The following is a 21,912-nucleotide window of genomic DNA, read 5'->3' on the forward strand; positions in this document are numbered from 1 at the left end:
CGCATTTTTTTAGAGACCTAGAGTACGTGAAAACCCGCTGATATCTCTTGGAATCTCGGCTGTATCCATTCCGATAAGCATGAGTTTAGCGACGCTCAACACCATGCCCCAACACAAAGTTGGCACCAAAATTACGACAACAGCAACAACAATAGAGCGTACAAATGTTGAACCCGCCCCCCCTGGGTCTTGACCGCCAGCGCTTTCCATTGCTCTTAGTAATTTTTCACCAAAGAGCATGCACCCCACGCCAATGGCAGGGAATATCAATCCCAATTCATATTGTTGATAATACGCCATTAAAGCGACAGATAATGCGCAACCAACAACGATGAGCAAGAATAACATCGATCCTGACCACAACGCTCTAAATAATTGTCTCTCAAGCATTATCACTACATTTCTCCTTCAACAGCTTAGGAGTAGCAGATACGCGTAAAAATACTTTTCAAGAAATGTCGCAAAATTCCTGAGCGACGTTAAACATCAAAATCTAAGCCAATTGCAGAGAAGCGTTCACGACTTTCTGCCCATTTTTCTGAAACTTTCACACGGGTAAACAGGTGAATTGGAACTTCAAAAATTTCCTGAAGCTCTTTTCTAGCTTGTTGGCCGATATCTTTAATAGCGCGGCCTGATTTGCCTAAGACAATCTTCCGATGCCCTTCACGTGTGACGTAAATAATTTGATCTACACGGATAGAGCCATCTTTAAACCGTTCCCAGTTTTCCGTTTCAACTGTCATCTGGTAGGGCAATTCCTGATGAAGGCGCAGCATTAGTTTTTCACGAGTAACCTCAGCTGCTAACAATCTAGAGGGCATGTCCGCGGCTTGATCTTCAGGGAATAAGAATGGGCCCGCCGGCATCTTTTCAGCAATAAAATCTGCAAGTTGCTTAATGCCAGCACCGCGTAATCCTGAGATCATAAAGACATCAGAGTACACACCTTCTGCAAACAGCTCTTGAGAAATTGGCAGAAGGTCATCTCTATCAAAAAGGTCAATCTTATTCAAAGCAAGAATAGCTTTACGTCCAGAAGCCTTTAAGTCTGCGATGATGCGAGCATCATCTTTCAAGGTATTTTTATCCGCACCGGTAATTTTATCGTCTATTTTATGCGACCGAGAACTAGCATCAACAAGATGAATAATTTGATCAGCTCCCTCGGCCCCATCCCAAGCTGATTTCACCATTGCCCTGTCTAAACGATGTTTAGGTGCAAATATTCCCGGTGTATCAACCAGTACAACTTGAGCATCGCCGCGCATCATAACGCCGCGTACCTGAAATCTTGTTGTCTGTACTTTATGTGTAACAATAGACACTTTGGCACCCACTAAGCGGTTTACCAAAGTCGATTTACCAGCATTGGGCGAGCCAATTACTGCAGTAAATCCTGCGCGTGTTTCACGCGAGTCTTCCTTTGAATTATCCTCCCCAGACGATTGCACGCCATCTATAGGGTTTGATTCAAAGTCTTCAGATGCGTTACTCAACGGATTCTCCAAGATTATCTAACATGGCGCTTGCAGCAGCTCTCTCAGCTTCTTGCTTAGATGCACCATCGCCTGCAACAGGCTTAACACCCTCAACACGCACTTCAATTGTAAACACAGGAGCATGATCGGGCCCTGTACGATTTATACTTTCATAGACCGGCGCTGGACGTCCATCTTTCTGCGCCCATTCTTGAAGCGCAGATTTAGGGTCACGTGGAGCATTTTTTAGCGTTTTGAAATATTCTTTCCAATACTTGACGATAAATATTTCCGAGGCTTTGAGGCCTGCATCCAAATATATTGCGCCAATTACAGATTCTGCGACGTCAGCCAACAGAGATGTCTTCTCCGCACCACCGCGAGAAGCCTCAGACGCGTCTAAAATTAGATATTGTCCAAATCCAAGATCTGACGCAATTTTCGCACATGTATCACGGCTAACCAAAGCATTCAAACGCGGTGCCAAACCGCCCTCACGCTCTTTTTCAAATCGTGCAATCAATTGGCTAGCAACAACAAGCCCTAGAACACGATCACCTAAAAATTCTAACCGCTCATTGCTCCAGTCAGCAGCCTCGCCAGGAACTGAACTTGTGTGCGTAAAAGCACGGTCCAACAGACTGATATCTTTAAACTTCACGCCGATTATATTTTGCAATTCTTTGCGCGCTGTGTCTGTCAATCGCGGCGGAGTGGAGCGACGAATACGATCACGATTACGGCGACGTTTACCTGTATGGCTGGAATTAGGTCTAGGCATTATGGCTCTCGCAAAGGTATAGCATCGATAATCACCATTGCTTGAGCATAGGGATAATCATCTGTGATTGTCAGGTGAATATTAGCTTTCATACCCTTCGGGGTCATCTTTTCAAGATATTCTTTTGCGCCGCCATTTAAAACTAAAGTAGGCCGCCCATTTTCCTGATTTATGACCCCCATGTCTTGCCATGCTACACCATTTCGCCAAATACCGCACCCTAGCGCTTTGGCACACGCCTCTTTGGCGGCAAAGCGTTTTGCATAGGTATCTGCGCGTTTTTGACGGCTGTCAGCCAAATCTCTCTCAACTTGCGTGAACACCCTGTTGGTAAAGCGGTCCCCAAACCTCGATAGAGAGGTTTCAATTCGCCTTATATCAGTCAAGTCCTGACCAATGCCCAATATCATGCCTATGCACGCGCCTCATCAATGAGTTCACGCATTTTTCGCACAGCATCTTCTAGGCCTACAAATATTGCTTCACCAATTAAAAAATGCCCAATGTTAAATTCTGCAATTTCTGGGATTTGAGCGACAGGTTTAATTGTTTCATATGTTAGCCCATGCCCAGCATGAACCTCTATTCCACGCCTTTTACCCTCTGAGGCTGCTAATTTTAAGCGTTCAAGTTCTGCACTTGCTTCTTCCAACTCACCTGCGTTTACATGTTCGACATATTTACCCGTATGCAGCTCAACAACTGGAGCTCCAATAGCTTCAGCTACTGCAACCTGCACAAGATCTGGCTCAATAAAGAGTGAAACACGTGAGCCATTCGCATTAAGGCGTCGAACAAATGGAGCTACTGTATTGTGAAGGCGCGCGACATCAAGACCACCCTCTGTCGTGCGTTCTTCACGTTTTTCTGGAACGAGACATACTGCATGAGGCTTAAACTTTAGCGCGATCTGAAGCATCTCTTCTGTTGTTGCCATTTCAAGATTGATAGGCAATTCCATTGCACCGCTTACAGCTTCTAAATCACCATCACGGATATGCCTGCGATCTTCGCGCAAGTGAATAGTAATACCATCTGCTCCCGCATCACGCGCTAACTTTGCCGCACGTGCCGGATCAGGCCATGTGCCACCTCTTGCATTACGTATGGTGGCAACATGGTCAATATTCACGCCCAAGCGCGCGCGTGGCAAAGGCATTACTTCAATCCCCGACTTCCTGGCTTAATAGCTGGGATGGCCTCAAGCTCAGTAGGAAGGTCGTTGGCATCATAGTCAGGAAAATCAACAGCAGCTAGAGATACAAGAGGTAATCCCACATCTGTTTTTCCATTTGAGCGATCCACTACACATGCTCCCCCAATAACATCACCATCAAACAAGTTGAGAGCGTCAAAGGTTTCACGCATTGATAGGCCTGTTGTTACGATATCTTCAACAACGACTACGCGTTCACCTTTTTTAATGTCAAACCCGCGGCGCAAAGTCATTTTGCCATCTTGGCGTTCTGTAAAAATAGCACGACATCCAAGTGCTCGCGCAGTTTCGTACCCAGGAATCAACCCACCAACGGCCGGTCCACACACGACGTCTATCTGACCAAACTGTGCTTTTAATTTTTCAGCTAATGCAGCACATAATTTTTCTGAAGTCTCTGGGTGAGAAAACACAAGTGCCTTTTGTAAAAACACCGGACTACGACGCCCAGAAGACAATATAAAATGTCCCTCCAATAATGCATCCACTTTGCGGAACTCATTTAATACGTCTTCAGTCTTCACTTGCCCTGATCCTTATTTTAATCGTCGTGCTTTGAGGCGGCAAATTTAGCACCTCTTATACGCTCAACATTCTCTACCGCGCTTAATGCTCGAAGTGCAGCGATAATTTGCGTCAAACGACGTTTGTCTTCGACTTCTATATCAAATTGGAAATCAAAAAAGTCTTCACCTCTATTGCGAATAGCAACATTGATTATGTTTCCACTCGCTTCAGAGATGGTTTTACATACAACTGCTAAAGAGCCACGCTGGTTTGAAATCGTTATCAACACTCTGCTGACCGCAAAAAAGTCTGTTGAAGCTATAGGGTCCCAACTCAAATCTACCCACACTTCTGGTTCATCTTCATATAAAACCAATTGTTCACAATCAATCACATGAACATCAACCCCTTTTCCGGGCTTTTGCACACCAACAATGCGGTCACCCGGCAATGGCGAACAACACTCCGAAAGGTGCAGAGCGATACCCGGTTGCAACCTTTCACCCGAAAGCAAGGTCTGCGTTTCGTCATCATCAATAACGTGACGTCCTTCAAGCATTTCACTTTCAACTTGTTCAGGGAATGTTTTGCTCAACAGCTCTTTTAAATCAATAAAGCCACGTCCCAGCTCTTCGAGCATCTCTTCTGTAGAATCAATGCTGTTTTGTGCCGCTATTTCTCTGAACTTGATATCAATTGGGTCCAAGCCGATTCTGCGCAGAGCTAAATTCAGCTTTTGACGCCCCAATTTCATGAACTCTTCTTGCTCTTTATCTCTCGTCAACCGACGAATAGCGGAACGTGCACGACCTGTTACAACTAAACTTCGCCAATTTGCCGGCGGCTCTACCCGTTCATTTCTTATAATTTCTATCGTATCGCCGTTTTGGATTAATGTTCGCAAAGGACGTTCGACACCATTAATCCTTACCCCAACACATTGATCTCCCACTGCGGTATGCACAGCGTAAGCAAAATCAAGGGGCATTGCACCAACAGGTAGTTTTACAAGACGACCGCGAGGCGTAAACGCGAACACCGTATCACGATACATCTCCATTTTGGCATGCTCTAGGAACTCTTCCGGATCAGCGCCATGCTCAAGCATATCTGCAAAACTTAGTAGACTGTCTTCAGGGTCTAGTCCTGCCTCTTTTGCTCCCGCCTTATCGAAACCGTATGATTTATTCTTGTACCGCCAGTGCGCCGCAATACCGCGCGCTGCGATTTCATCCATTTGCGGTGTACGTATCTGTAACTCCACACGACGGTTTCCCGGCCCTTGGAAAGTTGTATGGATTGATTGATAGCCATTAGGTTTGGGAACCGAAATGTAATCTTTAAACCGACCAGAAAGCGCCGCCCAATGCTGGTGGGCAATTCCTAGCGCGCGATAACAGTCAGCAACAGAAGGCACAATCAACCTAAAAGCAAAAATATCTCCTAAATCTTTGAAAGAGATGGCTTTTGTTTCGAGCTTTCGCCATATGCTATAGGGACGCTTCAGCCGCCCCCGAATATCACCAGTGATACCGTTTACGCTCATTAGGACTTCGATATCTGATTGTATGCGCTCAATATCATCCACAGCATCGGCCGCCATCTCAGCCAAACGCTTTTCAATCGTTTCTCTTGCTTCAGGGTTTAATACTGAAAATGCAAGATCTTCCAACTCTCCTGCAAAAATTGACAAGCCTGTCCTTCTTGCAAGCGGCGCATATATATCTATCGTTTCCTGAGCAATACGTAGGCGACTTTCCGGCTTTGGCATAAACTTAATAGTACGCATATTATGCAGACGATCAGCCAGCTTCACCAGCAATACGCGAATGTCTTTGGTGGTTGCCAATATAAATTTTTGAAAATTTTCCGCCTGCTTTGCGGCACGACTAGAAGACTCCAATTGGGTCAACTTCGTCACACCGTCTACAAGTTCGGCGACATCCTTGCTAAAAATTTCTTCAATTTCTTCAAGCGTTGCATCAGTATCTTCGACAGTATCATGCAGAAGACCAGCAATAATAGTGGAGTAGTCTAATTTTAGATCTGTAAGAATACCTGCAACTGACACAGGATGAGCATAATATGGGTCGCCAGAATGACGTTTTTGCGACCCGTGCTTGACCATAGCGTACACGTAGGCCCGGTTTAGAGCATCTTCATCTGCATCAGGCTGATATGAGAGCACACGCTCCACAAGCTCATACTGACGCAAAAACCGACGCCCCTTACCTGTCGGCAGGCTTGGTTCGCGCAAGGCGGTATGGAATTCTGACGTGTCGTCAGCCATTTCACCTCACTTAATTTATCTAGTAACGGTCTTCGCGTGCGTTCTCTAGCTCTGCTTGGTACGCGCGAATAACGTCTTCTTCAGAACGTGTTGGAGCAGCTTGAAGCGCCAAGCGGTCTTCTTCTTTTTCTGCCTCTTCGTTCGGACGCACTTCTTGAAGCTCGGAAACATAGCTTTCTTTTACGAGGCCTAAGTCAACACCATCGCCTGCAATCTCACGTAAAGACACAACTGGGTCTTTATCATCATCGCGCTCAACAGTTAATTCAGATCCTGCGCGGATCATGCGTGCGCGATGCCCAGCCAACAAAACAAGCTGAAAGCGGTTTGGTACTTTTTCGATGCAATCTTCGACGGTGACGCGTGCCATATATGTGTTCTCCTGCCAAACGAATTAGCTATGCTAGTTCTTCCTGTGACTCAACCCGTATAATGCTAAATATTGAGAATATTCGTGTCATACTTGTGGCTATTTCACTAAGAATGTTCAAAAAGAGCCAATTTTTGTCGCTGGCCACTCATTCTGTGCATTTTTTTCTAGTGCAGCACCCGAACATTTTAAAACTGGATGATACCAATTCGGCGCGATCTCTAACAATGGTGACAACACAAAAGAACGTTCATGCAACCTAGGGTGAGGTAAAATTAAGTCCCCATCGTATCGAGCATTACAAATTATCTGTCGATAATCAATCAAATCCAAGTCTAGTGTCCTAGATGCATTCTTTACACTTCGTTTTCGGCCAAATTCATCCTCTAATGCAAGAAGATGCAGCATTAAAGCTTGCGCATTGTTATCAGAAAGGGCTAACTCGACTACAGCGTTATAAAAATCTCCAAGAGTCGGGTCTGGCCATGCGGGGGACAACCAAAGACTTGATTTTTGTAATGTAACTATGCCGGCACGCTGTAAAGCATGCAGGACAGACTGAAACAGACCCGCGCCTTCCAACCGATACTTATTATCATCGGTAAATGCGGCATTGCTTCCAAGGGCGACATACACTCGCCCCTGTCCGCGTGTACTTTCACTTGTGCCATTTTTACTAACCCGTGTTGCTGGGAGTGACATTCGTAATGGCCTTTTACAAAGACGAGCGGATAGCCCTATTTATTGATGGCGCAAATCTATATTCCGCCGCGAAAACATTAAACATAGAACTCGATTATCGTCGCTTGTTAAGTGAATTTAGAAAAAAAGGCCGCCTCTTGCGCGCCTATTATTACACCGCTCTTATTGAAAATGAAGAATATTCTCCCATTCGCCCTCTTGTAGATTGGCTTCAATATAATGGGTATAATGTCGTCACAAAACCAGCCAAAGAATTTACGGACGCGTCCGGCCGCCGCCGTGTAAAAGGTGACATGGATGTAGAAATCGCCGTGGACATGCTCACTTTAGCCGACCGCTTGGATCATGTCGTCTTATTCTCAGGTGATGGTGACTTAACCGTACTTGTTAAAGCGCTTCAAGATCGCGGCCTACGCGTATCCATCGTCTCATCTGTAAAAACACAACCTCCAATGATTTCTGATGATTTAAGACGCGCTGCAGATAATTTTATAGATTTGAACGACCTCGTGAATATAATAGGACGAGAAGGTCGCGACGACAGCACATCTGACGAACAGCCCTAAACCTGAGGGCTAGACTTCTAATTCTTTTAATCTAACCACTATAGCAGACGCAGTGAGGAATTATTTAGTAAAGTCATTATGGGGAACATCAACATGGCCGATGATATAGAGCTTTTTCCACCTGAAGCCCCTCTCGACTGTCGTAGATGCCCCCGATTGGTGGAATATTTGGATGAATGTCGCACCAAACACCCTGATTGGTTCAACGCACCAGTCCCCTCTTTTGGGCCGGAAAATGCCAAACTACTTATTGTAGGTTTAGCGCCGGGAGTTACAGGAGCCAACCGAACTGCACGTCCATTTACAGGCGATTATGCCGGAGACCTACTTTACGCCACACTTTCAAAATTCGGATTTTCTAAAGGCACTTATGACTCGCGACCAGATGATGGCTTAGAGCTAATAGACGCCATGATTACAAATGCTGTGCGATGCGTTCCACCGCAAAACAAACCTACAGGACCAGAAATCAACAATTGTCGACCATTCTTGATTTCGCGTATGCGCAATTTGTCCAATTTAAAAGTTGTATTAGCACTTGGAAAAATAGCGCACGACTCAACGGTGAAAACTCTGGGTGGAAGATTGACTGACTTTAAGTTTGGTCACGGTGCCCAACACAATCTCAATAGCCCTGCTGGTCCAATCACGATGATTGATAGCTACCATTGCTCTAGATACAACACGAATACTGGTCGCCTCACGACCCAAATGTTTGAAGATGTCTTTCAAGCAATCGTCAGCACAATAAGCGCATCTTCCTAAACGAAAATCAAACATTGCCCCAACGGCACGACTTGCAGAACTGACTTTATAGTACATTCTAAGGCAAATATTATTCCGCCAACCAAGCCTATAATGGACTTGAGTCAGCAATACGAGGAAGCGTTGCGATGACCGATTTAAAAACTGTAAGCTACACCTACGAAAACGATATCGCAGTTATCAAACTCAACCAACCTGATGTAATGAATGCATTAACACCGCAGGTGAATGCAGAGCTCACTAGCTCTATCATAAAAGCAGGCAAAGAAGCACGCGTTATCGTAATCACTGGAGCAGGCCGCGCGTTTTGCTCTGGAGCTAATCTTGCTGGCTCTGGCGTTTCAAACGGCCCAGACAGAGATCTAGGCCAAATGCTAACCGACCACTATACGCCACTTGTTAAGGCTTTGATTGATTCGCCTGTCCCTATCATTGCATCCGTAAACGGCCCTGCTGTGGGGTTTGGCTGCTCTCTGGCCTTAGCGTGCGACCTCATAATTGCAGGGAAAAGCGCTTATTTTCAGCAAGCATTCTGTAAGATTGGTCTAATTCCCGACGGTGCATCGGCATTTTTCCTTGCCCACTCGGTTGGACGTGCTCGTGCCAGTGAAATGATGTTGTTAGGTGAACAATATGACGCTGAAACTTCAAAGCAGATTGGCATGATAAATCAAGTCGTTGAAGATGATGCGCTTGAAAGCACGGTTATGGGCATCGCACAAAAACTGACTAATGGCGCTCCAATTGCCCTTAGCTTGACGCGCAAACTCGCATGGAAAGCTATTAACACCACAATAGATGAACAATTAGCTTTAGAAGCTGAATTTCAAACAAAAGCAGGTCGCACGAATGACTTCCTAGAGGGAGTCATGGCGTTCATGCAGAAACGGTTGCCTAAATTTAGAGGCAACTAATCACTAATTGCTTGAAAAAAGTACGCATCCCGATTGTTTTGCATAGAGACTGCTAAATTTTCACAATTTACGTAACGATAATGTTATGCAAACTCGATAATGGATATGCATCTTGGCATAACTGAATTATTCAAGATGACTTTTTACAAGATCGGGACGCGAATATGACAAAACTACTTGTAACTGGCGGCGCTGGATATGTCGGTAGCCATTGCTGCAAATTATTTGCGGATGCAGGTTGGGATGTCACTGTTTTCGATAATCTTTCCACAGGGTGGAAAGAGTTCGTGCAATGGGGTGACCTTATTGAAGGAGACCTTCTTGATCGCGACGCTATATCTAAAGCCATTGACGAAGTGAAGCCTGATGCAGTGGCACACTTTGCGGCACTTAGCTTAGTAGGAGTGTCTGTCACTTCACCAGAAACATATTATCGTAACAACGTTATGGGCACGCTCAACCTTATGGAAGCCATGACTGCTTCGAATGTGAGCAAGATGATATTCTCTTCAACTTGCGCAACGTATGGCGTCCCCCAACGTATGCCTATTGACGAAAGTCACCCACAAGCACCAATCAATCCCTATGGTTCTTCAAAGTTGATGGTCGAACGTATATTAGCAGATTATTCAAACGCCCATGATTTTGAATATGTAGCACTACGATATTTTAATGCCGCAGGTGCCGATGCTCAAGCACGTATAGGCGAGCGCCACGAACCAGAAACACATGTCATTCCGCTCGCTATTCGAGGCGCAATGTCAGATGACTACACATTTACTATATTGGGTGATGACTTCGAAACGCGGGATGGAACGTGCGTTCGTGACTATATTCATGTTGACGATTTGGCAGATGCGCACAAACGGGCCTTGGATTACTTGTTTAAAGGCGGTAAAAGTGATGTTTTCAATTTAGGTACCGGAAATGGTACAACGGTAAGAGAAATTGCGAACGCAGTCGAAAAAGCATCAGGAAAGCCGCTTAAATTGGCCATAGGCCCTCGTCGCGCGGGCGATCCGCCTGCATTATATGCAGATGCTAGCCACGCGAAAACGGTTCTTGGTTGGGAACCTAAATTTTCAGATATCGAAAATATTGTAAACTCTGCTTGGAATTGGCACAAAAAATGATTTAAACCATGTAATTCAAAGTGTTACTTCGTTTCACTTTTACAAGGTTAGCAAATCATCTAGTAAATTGCGCGCTGATTTATCCCAAGTATAAAATTGGGTTTGAAATGGCCCGCGAGCACAATATTCTGCGCGCATTTCTGCATTGTCTCTTAGTGAAATGATGGCTTCATGCCACTCATTTGAATTATCCGCACTAACGTAAAGCACTGAATCTCCGCATATTTCTGGGATTGATGCTGAGCGCGTTGCTATAACTGGACACCCCAACCTCAAAGCTTCGGCTGGAGTTAGGGCGAAACCGTCATGTTTTGAGGGATAAACAAAGCATAATGCATTCTCATATAAGGCGCGACGTTCCCCTTCAGGAATGTAACCCGTAAAAATCACATTTTTCGATGATTCTATGCCTTCGTCTTGGAAGGTCTCTTTGACATCAGGGCCGAACAATACCAAAGGCATTTCAATATCTTGAGTCATTTTTAGTGGATCAAACACATCCATAACAACTCGCATATTCTTATGCTTATAAGAATTCGATAACCCCAATACATACCCGTTTTTTGTTAAGCCATATTTTTCTAAAATTGCCAAACTGCTAGGTGTACGTAGGACGTGATCTACCCCATTGTGTATCACCTTTATATGGTCTGCTTGTGCTATGTTGTGCCTCTGCAGCGCCTCTGCTGAATAGCTGGACACCGTGTAGATACGACGAGCATTGCGCCCCATCATCTTGTTCAAAAATTTGGTATAGCGAACGAAGTTCGCCGAAAATGAAATTGGGCTTTCATAAACATTGGCGTCATGAATGAACACAGCAGCATTCGATTTAAACATTGGGCCGATATTACAAAAACTCAGTAAGAATTTATCGCTCGCCATAGATGGCAAAATCATTTGCTGCCAAAGCGGGCGTGGAAGATTGCCCCGTTGTCGAATTGGAAATGGTGCACCCACGACATTAGAGTGTGGAGCATCGCACAAGTATAATTCTAGGTCAGTTAGTAAATCTCGATATTTATCGTCAGACCTTAGCGTATAGAATGCTCTAAGATACTCTTGCGCGACAAGACTTTCAGCATAGGGGTCTCGATGGAGAAATGATCCATTTATAGCAAATTTTTTGTTAGACAATATCTCACCCTACCCCATAAATTCAGCGCACAAAAAAGCCGTACACTCTATCGTATACGGCTTTCTCGTTAGACTGTTTCAAAGCAAATTAGAAGCTTTTTACTAGCGCATTAATTTGGATCAATTCACTCATCAGTTTTTCCAACTGAGATAAAATCACCATATTTGGGCCGTCTGATGGTGCTGTATCAGGGTCTTGATGTGTCTCAAGGAAAACACCAGAAACACCCACAGCAACTGCCGCTTTTGCGATGACTGGCACGTATTCACGTTGCCCACCTGTCGAGCCGCCTTTACCACCAGGCTGTTGCACGGAATGTGTCGCATCAATTACGACGGGTGCCATTGCTGCCATCTCCGGCAAACCGCGCATATCAGTTACGAGTGCATTATATCCAAAAGAGGAACCACGCTCTGTCAGTAATACGTCTTTTGCGCCCATCGCGACAAGTTTATCGACGACATTCTTCATGTCCCACGGAGCGAGGAATTGGCCCTTTTTCACCTTCACAACACGCCCTGTCTCAGCGGCTGCTTGAAGCATATCCGTCTGACGACACAGGAAAGCTGGTATTTGCAAAACATCAACAACCTTTGCAACTTTTTCACATTGCTCAGGTAGGTGAACATCTGTCAGCATTGGCAGACCAGTTTTTTCTTTTACTTCCGCAAAGATATCAAGAGCTTCATCCAGCTCCATACCACGATATCCCTTTATGCTTGTACGGTTGGCTTTATCAAATGATGTTTTGTAAACAACTTGCGCAGCAAGTTTTTCAGCGATTTCTAAGATCGCATTCGACATAAACAATGCGTGCTCTCTGCTTTCCAAAGCACACGGACCTAGGAAAAATGTCAAAGGAGCATCCGGCCCGACTTTGATAGTGCCTCGCTTGCAAGCAATCTCGACTGTTGAATTCAGGGCATTAACGCTCACGGTAGACTCCTCAACTAAGAACGATTCTAGTCGCTATGTAGGCATTCCCACACCAAATGGAAAGCGAAACCCACATATTGATATCAGAAACGCCATAGAAACGATTATTGAAATGCCTATCATTGGTAGCAAGAAAACAAACTAAAAGGAATCGTAAGTGAACATTTTAAGATTAGCAAAACCCGATGATATTGATGGACTGGCTGCACTCACCAGCTCTTTGGGTGCTGGCCTTACGACAGTTCCGCGTACACCTGATAAAATCGCAAGCTATATTGATGAGACCTATCGCTTCCTCAAAGGAGATAAAAACGCAAACCGCCTTTTCTTCGTTGTCGAAGTTGAAGGGAAAGTTGCGGGAATGTCGGCAATTCTCCCTCGCCTTGGGCGAGAACGCCCCTATTGTAGCTTTAAATTAAGTCATCATAGTCGGCGTTCTACAGAACCGGACCTATCGACAAACCATGATAGCCTACAATTTTCTACCGAATTTGATGGGCATACAGCACTTGCGACTTTGTTCCTATCTAAAGATGTTCGCGGTGGTGGCGTAGGAAGATTGCTTTCATTGGGCCGTCTTGCATTCATTGATCAGCACCGAGATCTTTTCTCCAACACCCTTATGGCTGATATTCGTGGCTGGATGGGTGAAGATGGGAATGCTCCATTCTGGAACTTCATAGCCGCAAAATTCATAGACCTTCCCTTCAAGGAGGCAGATGAACTTAGTGCGAGCGACAGCCGATTTATCGCTGAATTGATTCCGAGCCTGCCCATCTTACTCAATCTTCTGCCACCAGAGGCTAAAGATTATATAGGCCGCCCACACCGTCTCTCGGGAAAGGCGATGGATCTATTAATGAATGCGGGATTTAAGAAAACTGACCTGTGTGATGTGTTTGATGGGGGCCCAGCTATTAAATGCGATATTGCGGATACGTCTATCGCACGCACGGCCACTCAAACAGAAAAACTCAGTGAAACAACTGACGGCGATTATGCAATGTTATTTACGGGCCAAGGCAATGAATTTAGAGCCACAATTGCTAAGGCTGATTTACGCAATCAAACAGCCCCTTCAAACGTTGCTGAAAAATTTGGATTGGTTGACCACTCCAAACTATGGATAGCTGCGACACGCCACACAGACCGCCGCGCAAAAATTCAAGCGAAAGGATAGAATATGACTAGAGAAATCAACATTGATGGACTTGTCGGCCCTACGCACAATTATGGTGGCATGTCTTTTGGCAATCTCGCGTCAAAATCAAATAAGGGACAAATTTCCACCCCTAAAGGCGCTGCGCTTCAGGGTTTATCTAAGATGCGCAAATTGATTGAACTTGGGCTGACACAAGCTGTCATGCCCCCTCAAGAACGTCCTTTCATTTCAGGTCTTCGGAAAATAGGTTTTCAAGGTAGTGATTCAGATGTTCTACAGAAAGCTTTTAAAACTAAACCCGCTTTAGTTAGCAATTACGCATCTGCTTCATGCATGTGGACAGCTAACGCTGCTACTGTCTCACCAAGCGCAGATACAGCTGACGGTAAGGTGCATTTTACACCCGCTAACCTCACAGCTATGGCGCACAGAAGTATTGAAGGCCCACAGGCAGAAACGATTTTACGTAAACTATTTTCGGATGAAAACGCCTTTAAAGTTCATGCACCGCTTCCTTCAAATCCACTATATGGTGACGAAGGTGCTGCAAACCATAACCGTCTTTGCGCAAACCATGGTGCCAAGGGGTTAGAAGTATTCGTATATGGACGAGAAGCGCTGAACAGTATGGATAATACTGCCAAATTTCCTGCTCGTCAGTCCTTTGAGGCTAGTCAAGCAGTATCGCGTTTACATGGGATACCGGATTCACAATCGCTTTTCGTTCGCCAAAGCAATCGAGCAATTGATGCAGGTGCCTTTCACAACGATGTAGTGTGTGTCGCAAACGGACCTGCGCTGTTATTTCATGAAACAGCCTTTGACGATATCAATACACTACAAGATACCATACGTCGCAAGGCAGAAGCATTGGAATTTGACCCCGTTTTTATTGCTGCAATGAACAGTGATTTTCCAGTTGGTGATGCTATTCAATCATACTTCTTTAACAGCCAACTCATCACTCTTCCCGATGGAAAAATGGCTTTAATATTACCGGCAGATGCCGAAGAGAATACATCCTCAAAGCGCTTTGCTGATGCTTGCATCACTGGAGACAACCCTATTGAGCACGCGATTTACATGGATTTGCGCCAGAGTATGCGCAATGGCGGCGGTCCAGCATGTTTACGTTTAAGAGTTCAACTTACCGATGATGAGTTGGGCAAAATGCACCAGCCCGTATTAATGACTTCGGATAAAATCTCACGATTAGAAACTTGGGTAAAAAACCACTATCGCGATGCGCTTGCACCGTCTGATTTAGGGGATCCGCAGCTATTGGAGGAAACCCGCACAGCTTTGGATGAATTGTCTCAAATTCTAGAACTTGGTTCAATTTATGAATTTCAGAGCAATGGAGGCGACATATGAGCCTTACCCAAAAAGACATATTGCGCCTTGCAAGTAAAACACCTGAAGATGATATCGCATTGCAGATGATAAGAGATCGTCAGGACGCAATGGTCGCTCAGACAGTTGAATGGGCTAAAATCAATACAGGGAGCTGGAACGCACAAGGCTTGCTTAAATTTGCACCTCTGCTTGTGGATGCTTTTAGTGTTTTAGATGCTGTTGTGGAGGCTCACCCCACCGCACCTATCGAGAAAATCAACAATCAAGGTGAACAGACCCTATTTGAGACTGGCCCAGTAGTGACCATCAGGGCACGCCCTCACGCGCCTGTGCAAGTTGTTATGACAGGTCATTACGATACTGTGTTTCCAGAAGGCAGCTTTGAAAACATTTCCGATATCGGCGACGGCAAACTAAACGGCCCTGGGCTTGCGGATATGAAGGGGGGAATAGTTGTTATGCTTGAAGCGCTAAAAGCGTTTGAAGCTGGCCCTTACAAAGAAAAACTTGGCTATTCCATCACACTAAGCCCTGATGAAGAGACAGGTAATTTTGCAAGCGCTCCGTTTATCATGGAGGCAGCAAAATCAGCCCATATAGGTTTAACATTCGAACCAGCAATGGAATCTGGGGCAATGTCAGGGGCTAGAAAAGGCTCAGCTATCTACGACTTCATATTCAAAGGCCTCGCCTCACACGCTGGTCGTGCACCAGAAGCAGGCCGTTCCGCTGTTCTTGCGGCAGCCGAGTTTGTTACAGGCATAGAGAAGCTGGATGCAGGAATGGATAGCGTTACTTTTAATGTCGGTGCGATTGATGGTGGAAACGCCGTCAACATAGTGCCCGACAATGCCGTTGTCCGTTTAGGTATACGTGCACCCGATCAAACACGCGCAGACTTAGCCGTGCGGTCACTGGAAACATTGCTTGCCAAAGTCCTTAAACGCGATGGCATTAGCGGTAAAATGGTTGGGAGCTTCTACCGTCCGCCCAAACCTCGCAATGCTGCCCAATCGCGCTTGTTTGACGTTGTGGATGCAACGGCTGGTGCCTTGGGGCTATCGCTCACGTTTCAAGATACAGGCGGCGTATGCGAAGGAAATAATGTCTTTCAAGCTGGTACGCCAAATATTGATACGCTCGGCGTGCGTGGTGGGAACATACACTCCTCAGACGAGTTTGTTGTAATTGAAAGTTTTGCAGAACGCGCTGGACTTACAGCGCTAATCCTGAACCGTCTTGCAGATGGACGGGTAGATGCTGCACACATTAAATCACTCATGAATGAGGAGAGTTAAGCATGACACAAGATACATTTATCAATGGCATATGGTCCGTTGGAAAAGGGTCTAAATTCGATAGTATCTCTCCCTCTGATGGTACTGTGGTTGGTAGCTACCATGCTGCTGATGCCAAGCAGGTTGAAGATGCGATAGCGTCTGCTCGCAAGGCGTTCGACAAGTGGTCACTGACAGCTCAAACTGAGCGAGAAGCAGTACTCGTAAAATACGCAGCAGCGCTGGAAGAACGCAAACAAGCAATCGCAGATGCAATCAGCCTCGATATGGGCAAACCAAAATGGGAAGCGATCACTGAAGCTGGTGCTATGGTCGCCAAGATTGCTGGATCAATTACAGCACAATCAGATCGCGCTGGAAGTTGGACTAAAGAGACAGATTTTGGAGCTATCTCTCTTACTCACCGCCCATTTGGCGTCATGGCGGTCTTCGGACCTTTCAACTTTCCAGGTCATCTTCCGAATGGACATATCGTACCTGCCTTACTTGCCGGAAACACAATTGTCTTCAAGCCTTCAGAGTTGGCGCCTAGTGTAGCGAACTTGATGGTCGAAGCTTTTGAAGAAGCTGGCCTCCCCCACGGGTGTGTGAATGTTGTTCATGGTGGACGAGACACAGGGCAAGCTTTGCTGAACGGTGACATCAACGGATTATTGTTCACGGGATCGCACCACACAGGGACAGCCTTTCACCGCCATTTTGCTGGACGTCCCGATGTCATGCTTGCTTTAGAAATGGGCGGCAACAACCCGCTTATCGTACATAAAACAGATGACGTGGCTGGCGCAGCTGAAGTTATCTTTCAATCTGCTTTCATCACAACAGGGCAACGCTGCACGTGTGCGAGACGCCTGATACTTCCGACTGGCCAACAGGGCGACGATATTCTTGCAGCTGTAATTGAAAAAATTGATGCCGTTAAAATTGGTCCTTGGGATGGCGAAGACGTATACCTTGGCCCACTGGTATCTGCTAAGGCCGTCGCGCAAGCTTTGGCTTTTCAAAATGAACGTGTGGCCCTTGGAGGCAAACTCATAACCCCTCTCCGCGATATGGTGGAAAATACAGGTATAGTTCGTCCTGGCATTATTGATATGACAGACGCCGATACACCACCTGATGAAGAGCTATTTGGACCTTTCCTTCAAGTTTACCGCGAAAGCAATTTGGATAAAGCAATTGCTATCGCCAATGACACTCGCTTTGGCTTATCAGCTGGTGTGGTCACTTCGGACGATGATGTTTGGGAATATACACAGGCGCGTCTGCGCGTAGGGATTTTAAACCGTAACCGCCCTACAACCGGCGCATCAGGTGCGATGCCATTTGGTGGCCCAGGATTATCTGGTAATGCAAGGCCAAGCGCTTATTACGCTGCTGATTATTGTGCATGGCCACAGGCGCGCCAAATAGGGTAAGCATTTCTTTCAAACAAAAAAACAGGGCACTGACCGATGTGGTTAGTGCCCTAAAGTGTATCCTTGGAGAGGGAATTTACTAATCAATGCAGCCTGTCTGATCGAGCATTCTAAGACAGTTACTCAGACTTTCTTTTTCTTCATGCGCGTACAACTGGAAAGCGTCATGGACCGGGCAACCTAAATCTTTTTCAAACTGCTCTTGGTTTGCGCTTGATTCATAAATATCAGAATCATTCGAAGATAAGTTCGATCTAAATATTCCCGCTGCACTGACAGGCAAGAAATCTTGGTAAGTTATAGGCTTTGCATCCATCAAGCCCGCCTCAATGAGATTTTCGATAGAGTCTTTTAAGCCACCACTATTAGCTTCATCATTGCCTTTTTCTGTCAGTACATACCGAAAATAGGCCAAACCTTCACGGCGCAATTTTTCCCAATCGTCTGGAAATTCAAGAAAAGTGTGCTCAAGTGAAGCTTGGTAACTGTCGAGATGTTTTTCGGACTTAGCTTTAAAAAGAAGCTTATCGTATAAAGCACGCCCTTTAGGTGTCAGTGCGATACCTCGTTGCTCAATTTCACCAAACCTAGCAGTGTGTTCACCTTCTATATTTGACACGCCATCCGAAAAAACAACCGTTTCACTCAATGCTTTAAAAGCTGTTTGACGCAATAGGATAGGACACTCCCTATAAGGGGGGCCTTCAATATGGTCTTTCGCATTCAAGCCTTTGTCTGGCATCAATTTTTGCGCCATATCAATATCGAGTACACGAGGCGTAAGATGGTTGATATGAGGTCCAGCAAAGCTGACAATATCTGCAATCAAAGGATGAGCTGCTTTCAATTGTTTGTATGTATCGGCCCCAACACGCGCGGTTGAATGCCACCGAAACGTCTCAACGATTTCCTCCACAAATGATATTGCTTGAGATTCATCTAGTCCGTTTTGGAGTTCAGCTAAGCAAATTAACTCTTTTGCTCTTTGCGTTACGATGTCTCGCTTAGACAATATCTCAGAAGCAATCTGACGAAGAGATTCGTCTTCGATTTGTTCCAGACGCAATAGCGACGTAAATACACGAAACGGGTTTGACGCCAAAGATGATGGGGTGATTGGTCGGAAGGCTGTCGAATGCACAGGCAGGCCAGCAACAGATAGATCATAATATCCGACTGGAAACATGCCCATTAGAGCAAATGCACGTCCAAGAAGATTTAACTCTTCAGGTTTACCTAATCGAATAGCTCCGTGGCGTTCTGCGTTTAAAGCATCAATACCGCCTTCCGCTTCAAGTTCTTCTTCCAATTCTGGATCAGCTTTAAGAACTTTAGCGTTCACCTCCTCAACTAAAGTGACAAGATCAGCATAGGCTGGCACTTCTTCCCGATACATAACTGACATTGCATCTGTGAAAAGCGTCCGAATATAATCAGGGGATACACATTTAATAGTCATTGAGTTACCGCCTTTAACGACTGGCCATCAGATCGCTGCAAGGTTGATTGCACTTTGTTTTGCTTGTCTGATCCAGCCCAAAACTGAACCATAGCGCCTTCAGGCCGGCCTAATGCCTGCATGGTTTCGACACTTACGTTTACCCCAGTTTCTGAAAGTTCCACCTTATCAATTATGGCTCTAAAGCCGGATAGAGATGTCGTGCTCACAATAGCGAGATCAACATTTTGCGGCGTACCTTTTACGCAAAGCTTGCGTGTGATGGTTTCCTGTATTGTTTTTATATTTTCAACGCTTGCAGACATTATTGGCCCAACATCGAATAGGTCGACCATTCCTGTATGCGTAAAGCCTTCCCTCAAAAGGAGGTGGTATGCACCAACACCGCTCCTATGAGGTTTAGAAATTGCTCCTCTGGCCTGCTTTGGCAAATTATCTATCAATATAGGACCACTGGGAATTGTGCTCTCAATTCCAGTATTGTCAGCATGAGTTATGAAGGCATCAGCTTCTAGGAATGTTTTTCCCAACCGTTGTTTATGTATAGAATCATAAAAATCTGAGACGCCTTCATCATTCTGACATCCACGCAGTTCAGCGATAATAGGGCTAGAGAATATGTCTGGCGCTATTGAAATTAATAGATAACGAGACTTCGCTAGAAAGCGCCCCAATCCACCCATTCTGTGATCTGGGTGCATAAACAAAGACCCGACCTCAGTTGCACCATCGAACGCGCAATATGGATCAAGGTAAACTGCATCATTGGGGTCGTGCACGATCTGCCCCCGCGCATTCTTCATTGCAAGGTCAATAAATAATCGTGTCTGACCAATTTTAGTTTTCACCGCAGCACATCCGACGATTGCTCCAGTTTTCACCTCTTCCATTACAAGAAGAAATTTTTGAGGTTGATCAGATTTAGGTTCAGCAAAACTGCTCACTGACTCGAAAATGTATTTTTCAAGATAGTCTCGGTCCGTTTGCAGGCTGGTAAAACCGGGTCCAGATATTTCAGCCAACCCATAGAAACCATCTAAATCAGATGGTTCTATGGGTCGAATGACATATGCGCCTATACCGCTGTTCATTTTAAGCCTGTTCCGAAGCAGATTGCTTGGATTTGACCAGCTCAAGCGCAGAACGAATGCGCGACAAAGCTTCCGCAACATCCTCACACGACACATTCAATGCAGGCGCAAGGCGCACCACATTATCACCCGCCACTCCAATTAGCAGTCCGGCATCCCGCGCAGCATTTCTAACTTCGATATTAGGTACTGAAAGTTTGGCACCGATCAGCAATCCTTTACCGCGCACTTCCTCTATTGTGCCGGCGCATTCGCTCTGAATCGTTTCAAAACCTTCGCGTAATTGTTTTGCAATTTTTTGGACGTGAGATAGAAATTCTGGCTTTTCCAAATGATCCAACACAGCATGACCTACTGCCATAGCAAGTGCGTTTCCGCCATACGTCGTCCCATGAGTTCCGGGCACCATGTACTGAGCAACTTCTTCAGTTGCAAAACACATCCCTAGAGGAAAGCCGCCCCCCACACCCTTTGCTGTTGCCATTAAATCTGGAGCTGCATTTTCAGCCCATTCATGTGCAAAAAGCTTCCCTGTACGGCCTGCGCCGCATTGTACTTCATCATAGATAAGCAGAGCGCCCGCATCATTACACAATTGACGCATCAGATTTAGATTTTCGGGTGAGACTGGTCTTAACCCGCCTTCTCCTTGCACAGGCTCAATTATGACAGCTGCAGTTTTCTCAGACAGAGCAGATTGAAATGCATCCATATCTGAGAAAGGCAGCTTCTTATATCCGGGCAAGGCTGGGCCAAACCCTTTTAAGTAAGCTGGATTTCCAGCAGCATTAATTGTTGCATATGTGCGTCCGTGGAAGGCGCCGTCAAAGCCTATGATTTCAATGCGGGATTCATCACCCTTTTCAAAATGGTATCTGCGCGCTGTTTTTAATGCGCATTCTACAGCCTCTGCACCCGAATTTGCGAAGAAAATTCTATCTGCAAAAGTCAAATGGCAGTAACGTTGTGCTAATTCCGATTGACCTGGCACATCAAACATGTTGGATAAGTGCCAAAGTTTACGTGATTGTGCCTCAAGCGCCTTGACCAAATCAGGATGAGCATGCCCTAGCGTGTTTACAGAAATACCTGAAATAAAGTCTAGGTATTCTTGCCCTGCATCATCCCATAAGCGAACTCCTTCACCTCGCTCGAATTGAATAGCTGGTGGTGCGTAAGTTGGAAATATGTGGCGGCGATCCATGAAACTCTCCCGTTTTTTATAAGAAGAGCAAATTTCAATCTCAAATAACAGTATGGTTTTGATCTATTTGGGGTAGATTTTTGTGCTATTTAATGCTTTTAACATTCGTATTGAGAAAAAACGAG

At 45.4% G+C, this 21,912-nt stretch carries 22 protein-coding genes; 8 read left to right on the forward strand and 14 right to left on the reverse strand.

Annotated elements, in window-relative coordinates; all coding sequences use genetic code 11:
• Positions 1 to 9: 9 nt before the first annotated feature.
• The 9 genes from ACFQS8_RS03330 to folK all read right to left on the reverse strand — a co-directional run bounded on the left by ACFQS8_RS03330 (position 10) and on the right by folK (position 7,347).
• The gene (locus ACFQS8_RS03330; protein ID WP_382165691.1) at positions 10 to 390 is read right to left on the reverse strand and encodes a hypothetical protein; all 381 of its coding nucleotides are present in this window, start codon (positions 388 to 390) and stop codon (positions 10 to 12) included.
• Positions 391 to 479: 89 nt separating this feature from the next.
• Positions 480 to 1,454 (reverse strand): GTPase Era, encoded by a 975-nt coding sequence (era, locus tag ACFQS8_RS03335; RefSeq protein WP_382166579.1) that lies wholly within the window; start codon positions 1,452 to 1,454, stop codon positions 480 to 482.
• 37 nt (positions 1,455 to 1,491) lie between these two features.
• Positions 1,492 to 2,262 carry a ribonuclease III gene (gene rnc / locus ACFQS8_RS03340; protein WP_382165693.1) on the reverse strand — a complete coding sequence of 257 codons (771 nt, stop codon included), beginning with the start codon at positions 2,260 to 2,262 and terminating at the stop codon, positions 1,492 to 1,494.
• Positions 2,262 to 2,672 (reverse strand): holo-ACP synthase, encoded by a 411-nt coding sequence (gene acpS, locus ACFQS8_RS03345; protein WP_382165695.1) that lies wholly within the window; start codon positions 2,670 to 2,672, stop codon positions 2,262 to 2,264. The genes rnc and acpS overlap by 1 nt, the downstream gene beginning before the upstream one ends.
• Before the next feature lie 2 nt (positions 2,673 to 2,674).
• Entirely contained in the window at positions 2,675 to 3,421 is a 747-nt protein-coding gene (locus tag ACFQS8_RS03350) for a pyridoxine 5'-phosphate synthase (RefSeq protein WP_382165697.1), read from the reverse strand.
• Positions 3,421 to 4,002: an orotate phosphoribosyltransferase gene (gene pyrE, locus ACFQS8_RS03355; RefSeq protein WP_382165699.1), complete on the reverse strand. Its 582-nt coding sequence runs from the start codon at positions 4,000 to 4,002 to the stop codon at positions 3,421 to 3,423. The genes ACFQS8_RS03350 and pyrE overlap by 1 nt, the downstream gene beginning before the upstream one ends.
• Positions 4,003 to 4,019: 17 nt before the next feature.
• Entirely contained in the window at positions 4,020 to 6,275 is a 2,256-nt protein-coding gene (locus tag ACFQS8_RS03360; protein ID WP_382165701.1) for a RelA/SpoT family protein, read from the reverse strand.
• A 19-nt stretch (positions 6,276 to 6,294) separates the two neighbouring features.
• Entirely contained in the window at positions 6,295 to 6,645 is a 351-nt protein-coding gene (gene rpoZ / locus ACFQS8_RS03365; protein WP_382165703.1) for a DNA-directed RNA polymerase subunit omega, read from the reverse strand.
• A gap of 117 nt (positions 6,646 to 6,762) precedes the next feature.
• Positions 6,763 to 7,347 (reverse strand): 2-amino-4-hydroxy-6-hydroxymethyldihydropteridine diphosphokinase, encoded by a 585-nt coding sequence (gene folK / locus ACFQS8_RS03370; RefSeq protein ID WP_382165706.1) that lies wholly within the window; start codon positions 7,345 to 7,347, stop codon positions 6,763 to 6,765.
• Positions 7,348 to 7,352: 5 nt separating this feature from the next.
• Between folK and ACFQS8_RS03375 the strand changes: the two genes are divergently transcribed.
• The 4 genes from ACFQS8_RS03375 to galE all read left to right on the forward strand — a co-directional run bounded on the left by ACFQS8_RS03375 (position 7,353) and on the right by galE (position 10,725).
• A complete protein-coding gene (locus ACFQS8_RS03375) occupies positions 7,353 to 7,913 on the forward strand; it encodes a LabA-like NYN domain-containing protein (RefSeq protein WP_382165708.1) in 561 nt (186 codons plus the stop codon).
• A 93-nt stretch (positions 7,914 to 8,006) separates the two neighbouring features.
• Positions 8,007 to 8,678: a uracil-DNA glycosylase gene (locus tag ACFQS8_RS03380; protein ID WP_382165710.1), complete on the forward strand. Its 672-nt coding sequence runs from the start codon at positions 8,007 to 8,009 to the stop codon at positions 8,676 to 8,678.
• 128 nt (positions 8,679 to 8,806) lie between these two features.
• On the forward strand, positions 8,807 to 9,592 hold the full coding sequence (locus ACFQS8_RS03385; RefSeq protein WP_382165712.1) for an enoyl-CoA hydratase-related protein: 786 nt from the start codon (positions 8,807 to 8,809) through the stop codon (positions 9,590 to 9,592).
• Between the two features lie 164 nt (positions 9,593 to 9,756).
• The gene (galE, locus tag ACFQS8_RS03390; RefSeq protein WP_382165714.1) at positions 9,757 to 10,725 is read left to right on the forward strand and encodes a UDP-glucose 4-epimerase GalE; all 969 of its coding nucleotides are present in this window, start codon (positions 9,757 to 9,759) and stop codon (positions 10,723 to 10,725) included.
• A 39-nt stretch (positions 10,726 to 10,764) separates the two neighbouring features.
• Here the strand turns inward: galE and ACFQS8_RS03395 are convergent, their stop codons facing one another.
• Together ACFQS8_RS03395 and kdsA are read right to left on the reverse strand one after the other, a co-directional pair.
• Positions 10,765 to 11,862, reverse strand: a complete 1,098-nt coding sequence (locus ACFQS8_RS03395; protein ID WP_382165716.1) for a glycosyltransferase family 4 protein — start codon at positions 11,860 to 11,862, stop codon at positions 10,765 to 10,767.
• 88 nt (positions 11,863 to 11,950) lie between these two features.
• A complete protein-coding gene (gene kdsA, locus ACFQS8_RS03400; protein ID WP_382165718.1) occupies positions 11,951 to 12,799 on the reverse strand; it encodes a 3-deoxy-8-phosphooctulonate synthase in 849 nt (282 codons plus the stop codon).
• A 157-nt stretch (positions 12,800 to 12,956) separates the two neighbouring features.
• Here kdsA and ACFQS8_RS03405 point away from each other — a divergent pair, with 157 nt between their 5' ends.
• The 4 genes from ACFQS8_RS03405 to astD are packed head-to-tail and all read left to right on the forward strand — an operon-like array spanning position 12,957 to position 18,033.
• Positions 12,957 to 13,979 (forward strand): arginine N-succinyltransferase, encoded by a 1,023-nt coding sequence (locus tag ACFQS8_RS03405; protein ID WP_382165720.1) that lies wholly within the window; start codon positions 12,957 to 12,959, stop codon positions 13,977 to 13,979.
• A gap of 3 nt (positions 13,980 to 13,982) precedes the next feature.
• Positions 13,983 to 15,335, forward strand: coding sequence for an N-succinylarginine dihydrolase (gene astB, locus ACFQS8_RS03410; protein ID WP_382165722.1), 1,353 nt, complete (start codon positions 13,983 to 13,985; stop codon positions 15,333 to 15,335).
• On the forward strand, positions 15,332 to 16,615 hold the full coding sequence (locus ACFQS8_RS03415) for a hydrolase (protein ID WP_382165724.1): 1,284 nt from the start codon (positions 15,332 to 15,334) through the stop codon (positions 16,613 to 16,615). Before astB ends, ACFQS8_RS03415 begins: the two co-directional genes overlap by 4 nt.
• Positions 16,616 to 16,617: 2 nt before the next feature.
• Positions 16,618 to 18,033, forward strand: a complete 1,416-nt coding sequence (astD, locus tag ACFQS8_RS03420; protein WP_382165726.1) for a succinylglutamate-semialdehyde dehydrogenase — start codon at positions 16,618 to 16,620, stop codon at positions 18,031 to 18,033.
• A gap of 79 nt (positions 18,034 to 18,112) precedes the next feature.
• On the opposite strand, the gene hglS is transcribed toward astD, so the two are convergent.
• The 3 genes from hglS to ACFQS8_RS03435 are packed head-to-tail and all read right to left on the reverse strand — an operon-like array spanning position 18,113 to position 21,787.
• Positions 18,113 to 19,492, reverse strand: a complete 1,380-nt coding sequence (hglS, locus tag ACFQS8_RS03425; RefSeq protein WP_382165728.1) for a 2-oxoadipate dioxygenase/decarboxylase HglS — start codon at positions 19,490 to 19,492, stop codon at positions 18,113 to 18,115.
• Positions 19,489 to 20,583 carry an arginine N-succinyltransferase gene (locus ACFQS8_RS03430; RefSeq protein WP_382165730.1) on the reverse strand — a complete coding sequence of 365 codons (1,095 nt, stop codon included), beginning with the start codon at positions 20,581 to 20,583 and terminating at the stop codon, positions 19,489 to 19,491. Before ACFQS8_RS03430 ends, hglS begins: the two co-directional genes overlap by 4 nt.
• Position 20,584: 1 nt before the next feature.
• On the reverse strand, positions 20,585 to 21,787 hold the full coding sequence (locus ACFQS8_RS03435; RefSeq protein ID WP_382165732.1) for an aspartate aminotransferase family protein: 1,203 nt from the start codon (positions 21,785 to 21,787) through the stop codon (positions 20,585 to 20,587).
• Positions 21,788 to 21,912 lie beyond the last annotated feature (125 nt).

The organism is Hirschia litorea, from assembly GCF_042665075.1.
GTDB lineage: Bacteria > Pseudomonadota > Alphaproteobacteria > Caulobacterales > Hyphomonadaceae > Hirschia > Hirschia litorea.

Excerpts from the sequence above, each read along its gene's own strand:
- ACFQS8_RS03430 (WP_382165730.1), bottom strand. The coding sequence starts at position 20,583 with ATGAACAGCGGTATAGGCGCATATGTCATTCGACCCATAGAACCATCT.
- ACFQS8_RS03415 (WP_382165724.1), top strand. The coding sequence starts at position 15,332 with ATGAGCCTTACCCAAAAAGACATATTGCGCCTTGCAAGTAAAACACCT.
- galE (WP_382165714.1), top strand. The coding sequence starts at position 9,757 with ATGACAAAACTACTTGTAACTGGCGGCGCTGGATATGTCGGTAGCCAT.
- astB (WP_382165722.1), top strand. The coding sequence starts at position 13,983 with ATGACTAGAGAAATCAACATTGATGGACTTGTCGGCCCTACGCACAAT.
- rpoZ (WP_382165703.1), bottom strand. The coding sequence starts at position 6,645 with ATGGCACGCGTCACCGTCGAAGATTGCATCGAAAAAGTACCAAACCGC.
- ACFQS8_RS03435 (WP_382165732.1), bottom strand. The coding sequence starts at position 21,787 with ATGGATCGCCGCCACATATTTCCAACTTACGCACCACCAGCTATTCAA.
- rnc (WP_382165693.1), bottom strand. The coding sequence starts at position 2,262 with ATGCCTAGACCTAATTCCAGCCATACAGGTAAACGTCGCCGTAATCGT.
- ACFQS8_RS03350 (WP_382165697.1), bottom strand. The coding sequence starts at position 3,421 with ATGCCTTTGCCACGCGCGCGCTTGGGCGTGAATATTGACCATGTTGCC.
- acpS (WP_382165695.1), bottom strand. The coding sequence starts at position 2,672 with ATGATATTGGGCATTGGTCAGGACTTGACTGATATAAGGCGAATTGAA.
- ACFQS8_RS03385 (WP_382165712.1), top strand. The coding sequence starts at position 8,807 with ATGACCGATTTAAAAACTGTAAGCTACACCTACGAAAACGATATCGCA.
- hglS (WP_382165728.1), bottom strand. The coding sequence starts at position 19,492 with ATGACTATTAAATGTGTATCCCCTGATTATATTCGGACGCTTTTCACA.
- ACFQS8_RS03330 (WP_382165691.1), bottom strand. The coding sequence starts at position 390 with ATGCTTGAGAGACAATTATTTAGAGCGTTGTGGTCAGGATCGATGTTA.
- ACFQS8_RS03375 (WP_382165708.1), top strand. The coding sequence starts at position 7,353 with ATGGCCTTTTACAAAGACGAGCGGATAGCCCTATTTATTGATGGCGCA.
- ACFQS8_RS03380 (WP_382165710.1), top strand. The coding sequence starts at position 8,007 with ATGGCCGATGATATAGAGCTTTTTCCACCTGAAGCCCCTCTCGACTGT.
- folK (WP_382165706.1), bottom strand. The coding sequence starts at position 7,347 with ATGTCACTCCCAGCAACACGGGTTAGTAAAAATGGCACAAGTGAAAGT.
- ACFQS8_RS03360 (WP_382165701.1), bottom strand. The coding sequence starts at position 6,275 with ATGGCTGACGACACGTCAGAATTCCATACCGCCTTGCGCGAACCAAGC.
- astD (WP_382165726.1), top strand. The coding sequence starts at position 16,618 with ATGACACAAGATACATTTATCAATGGCATATGGTCCGTTGGAAAAGGG.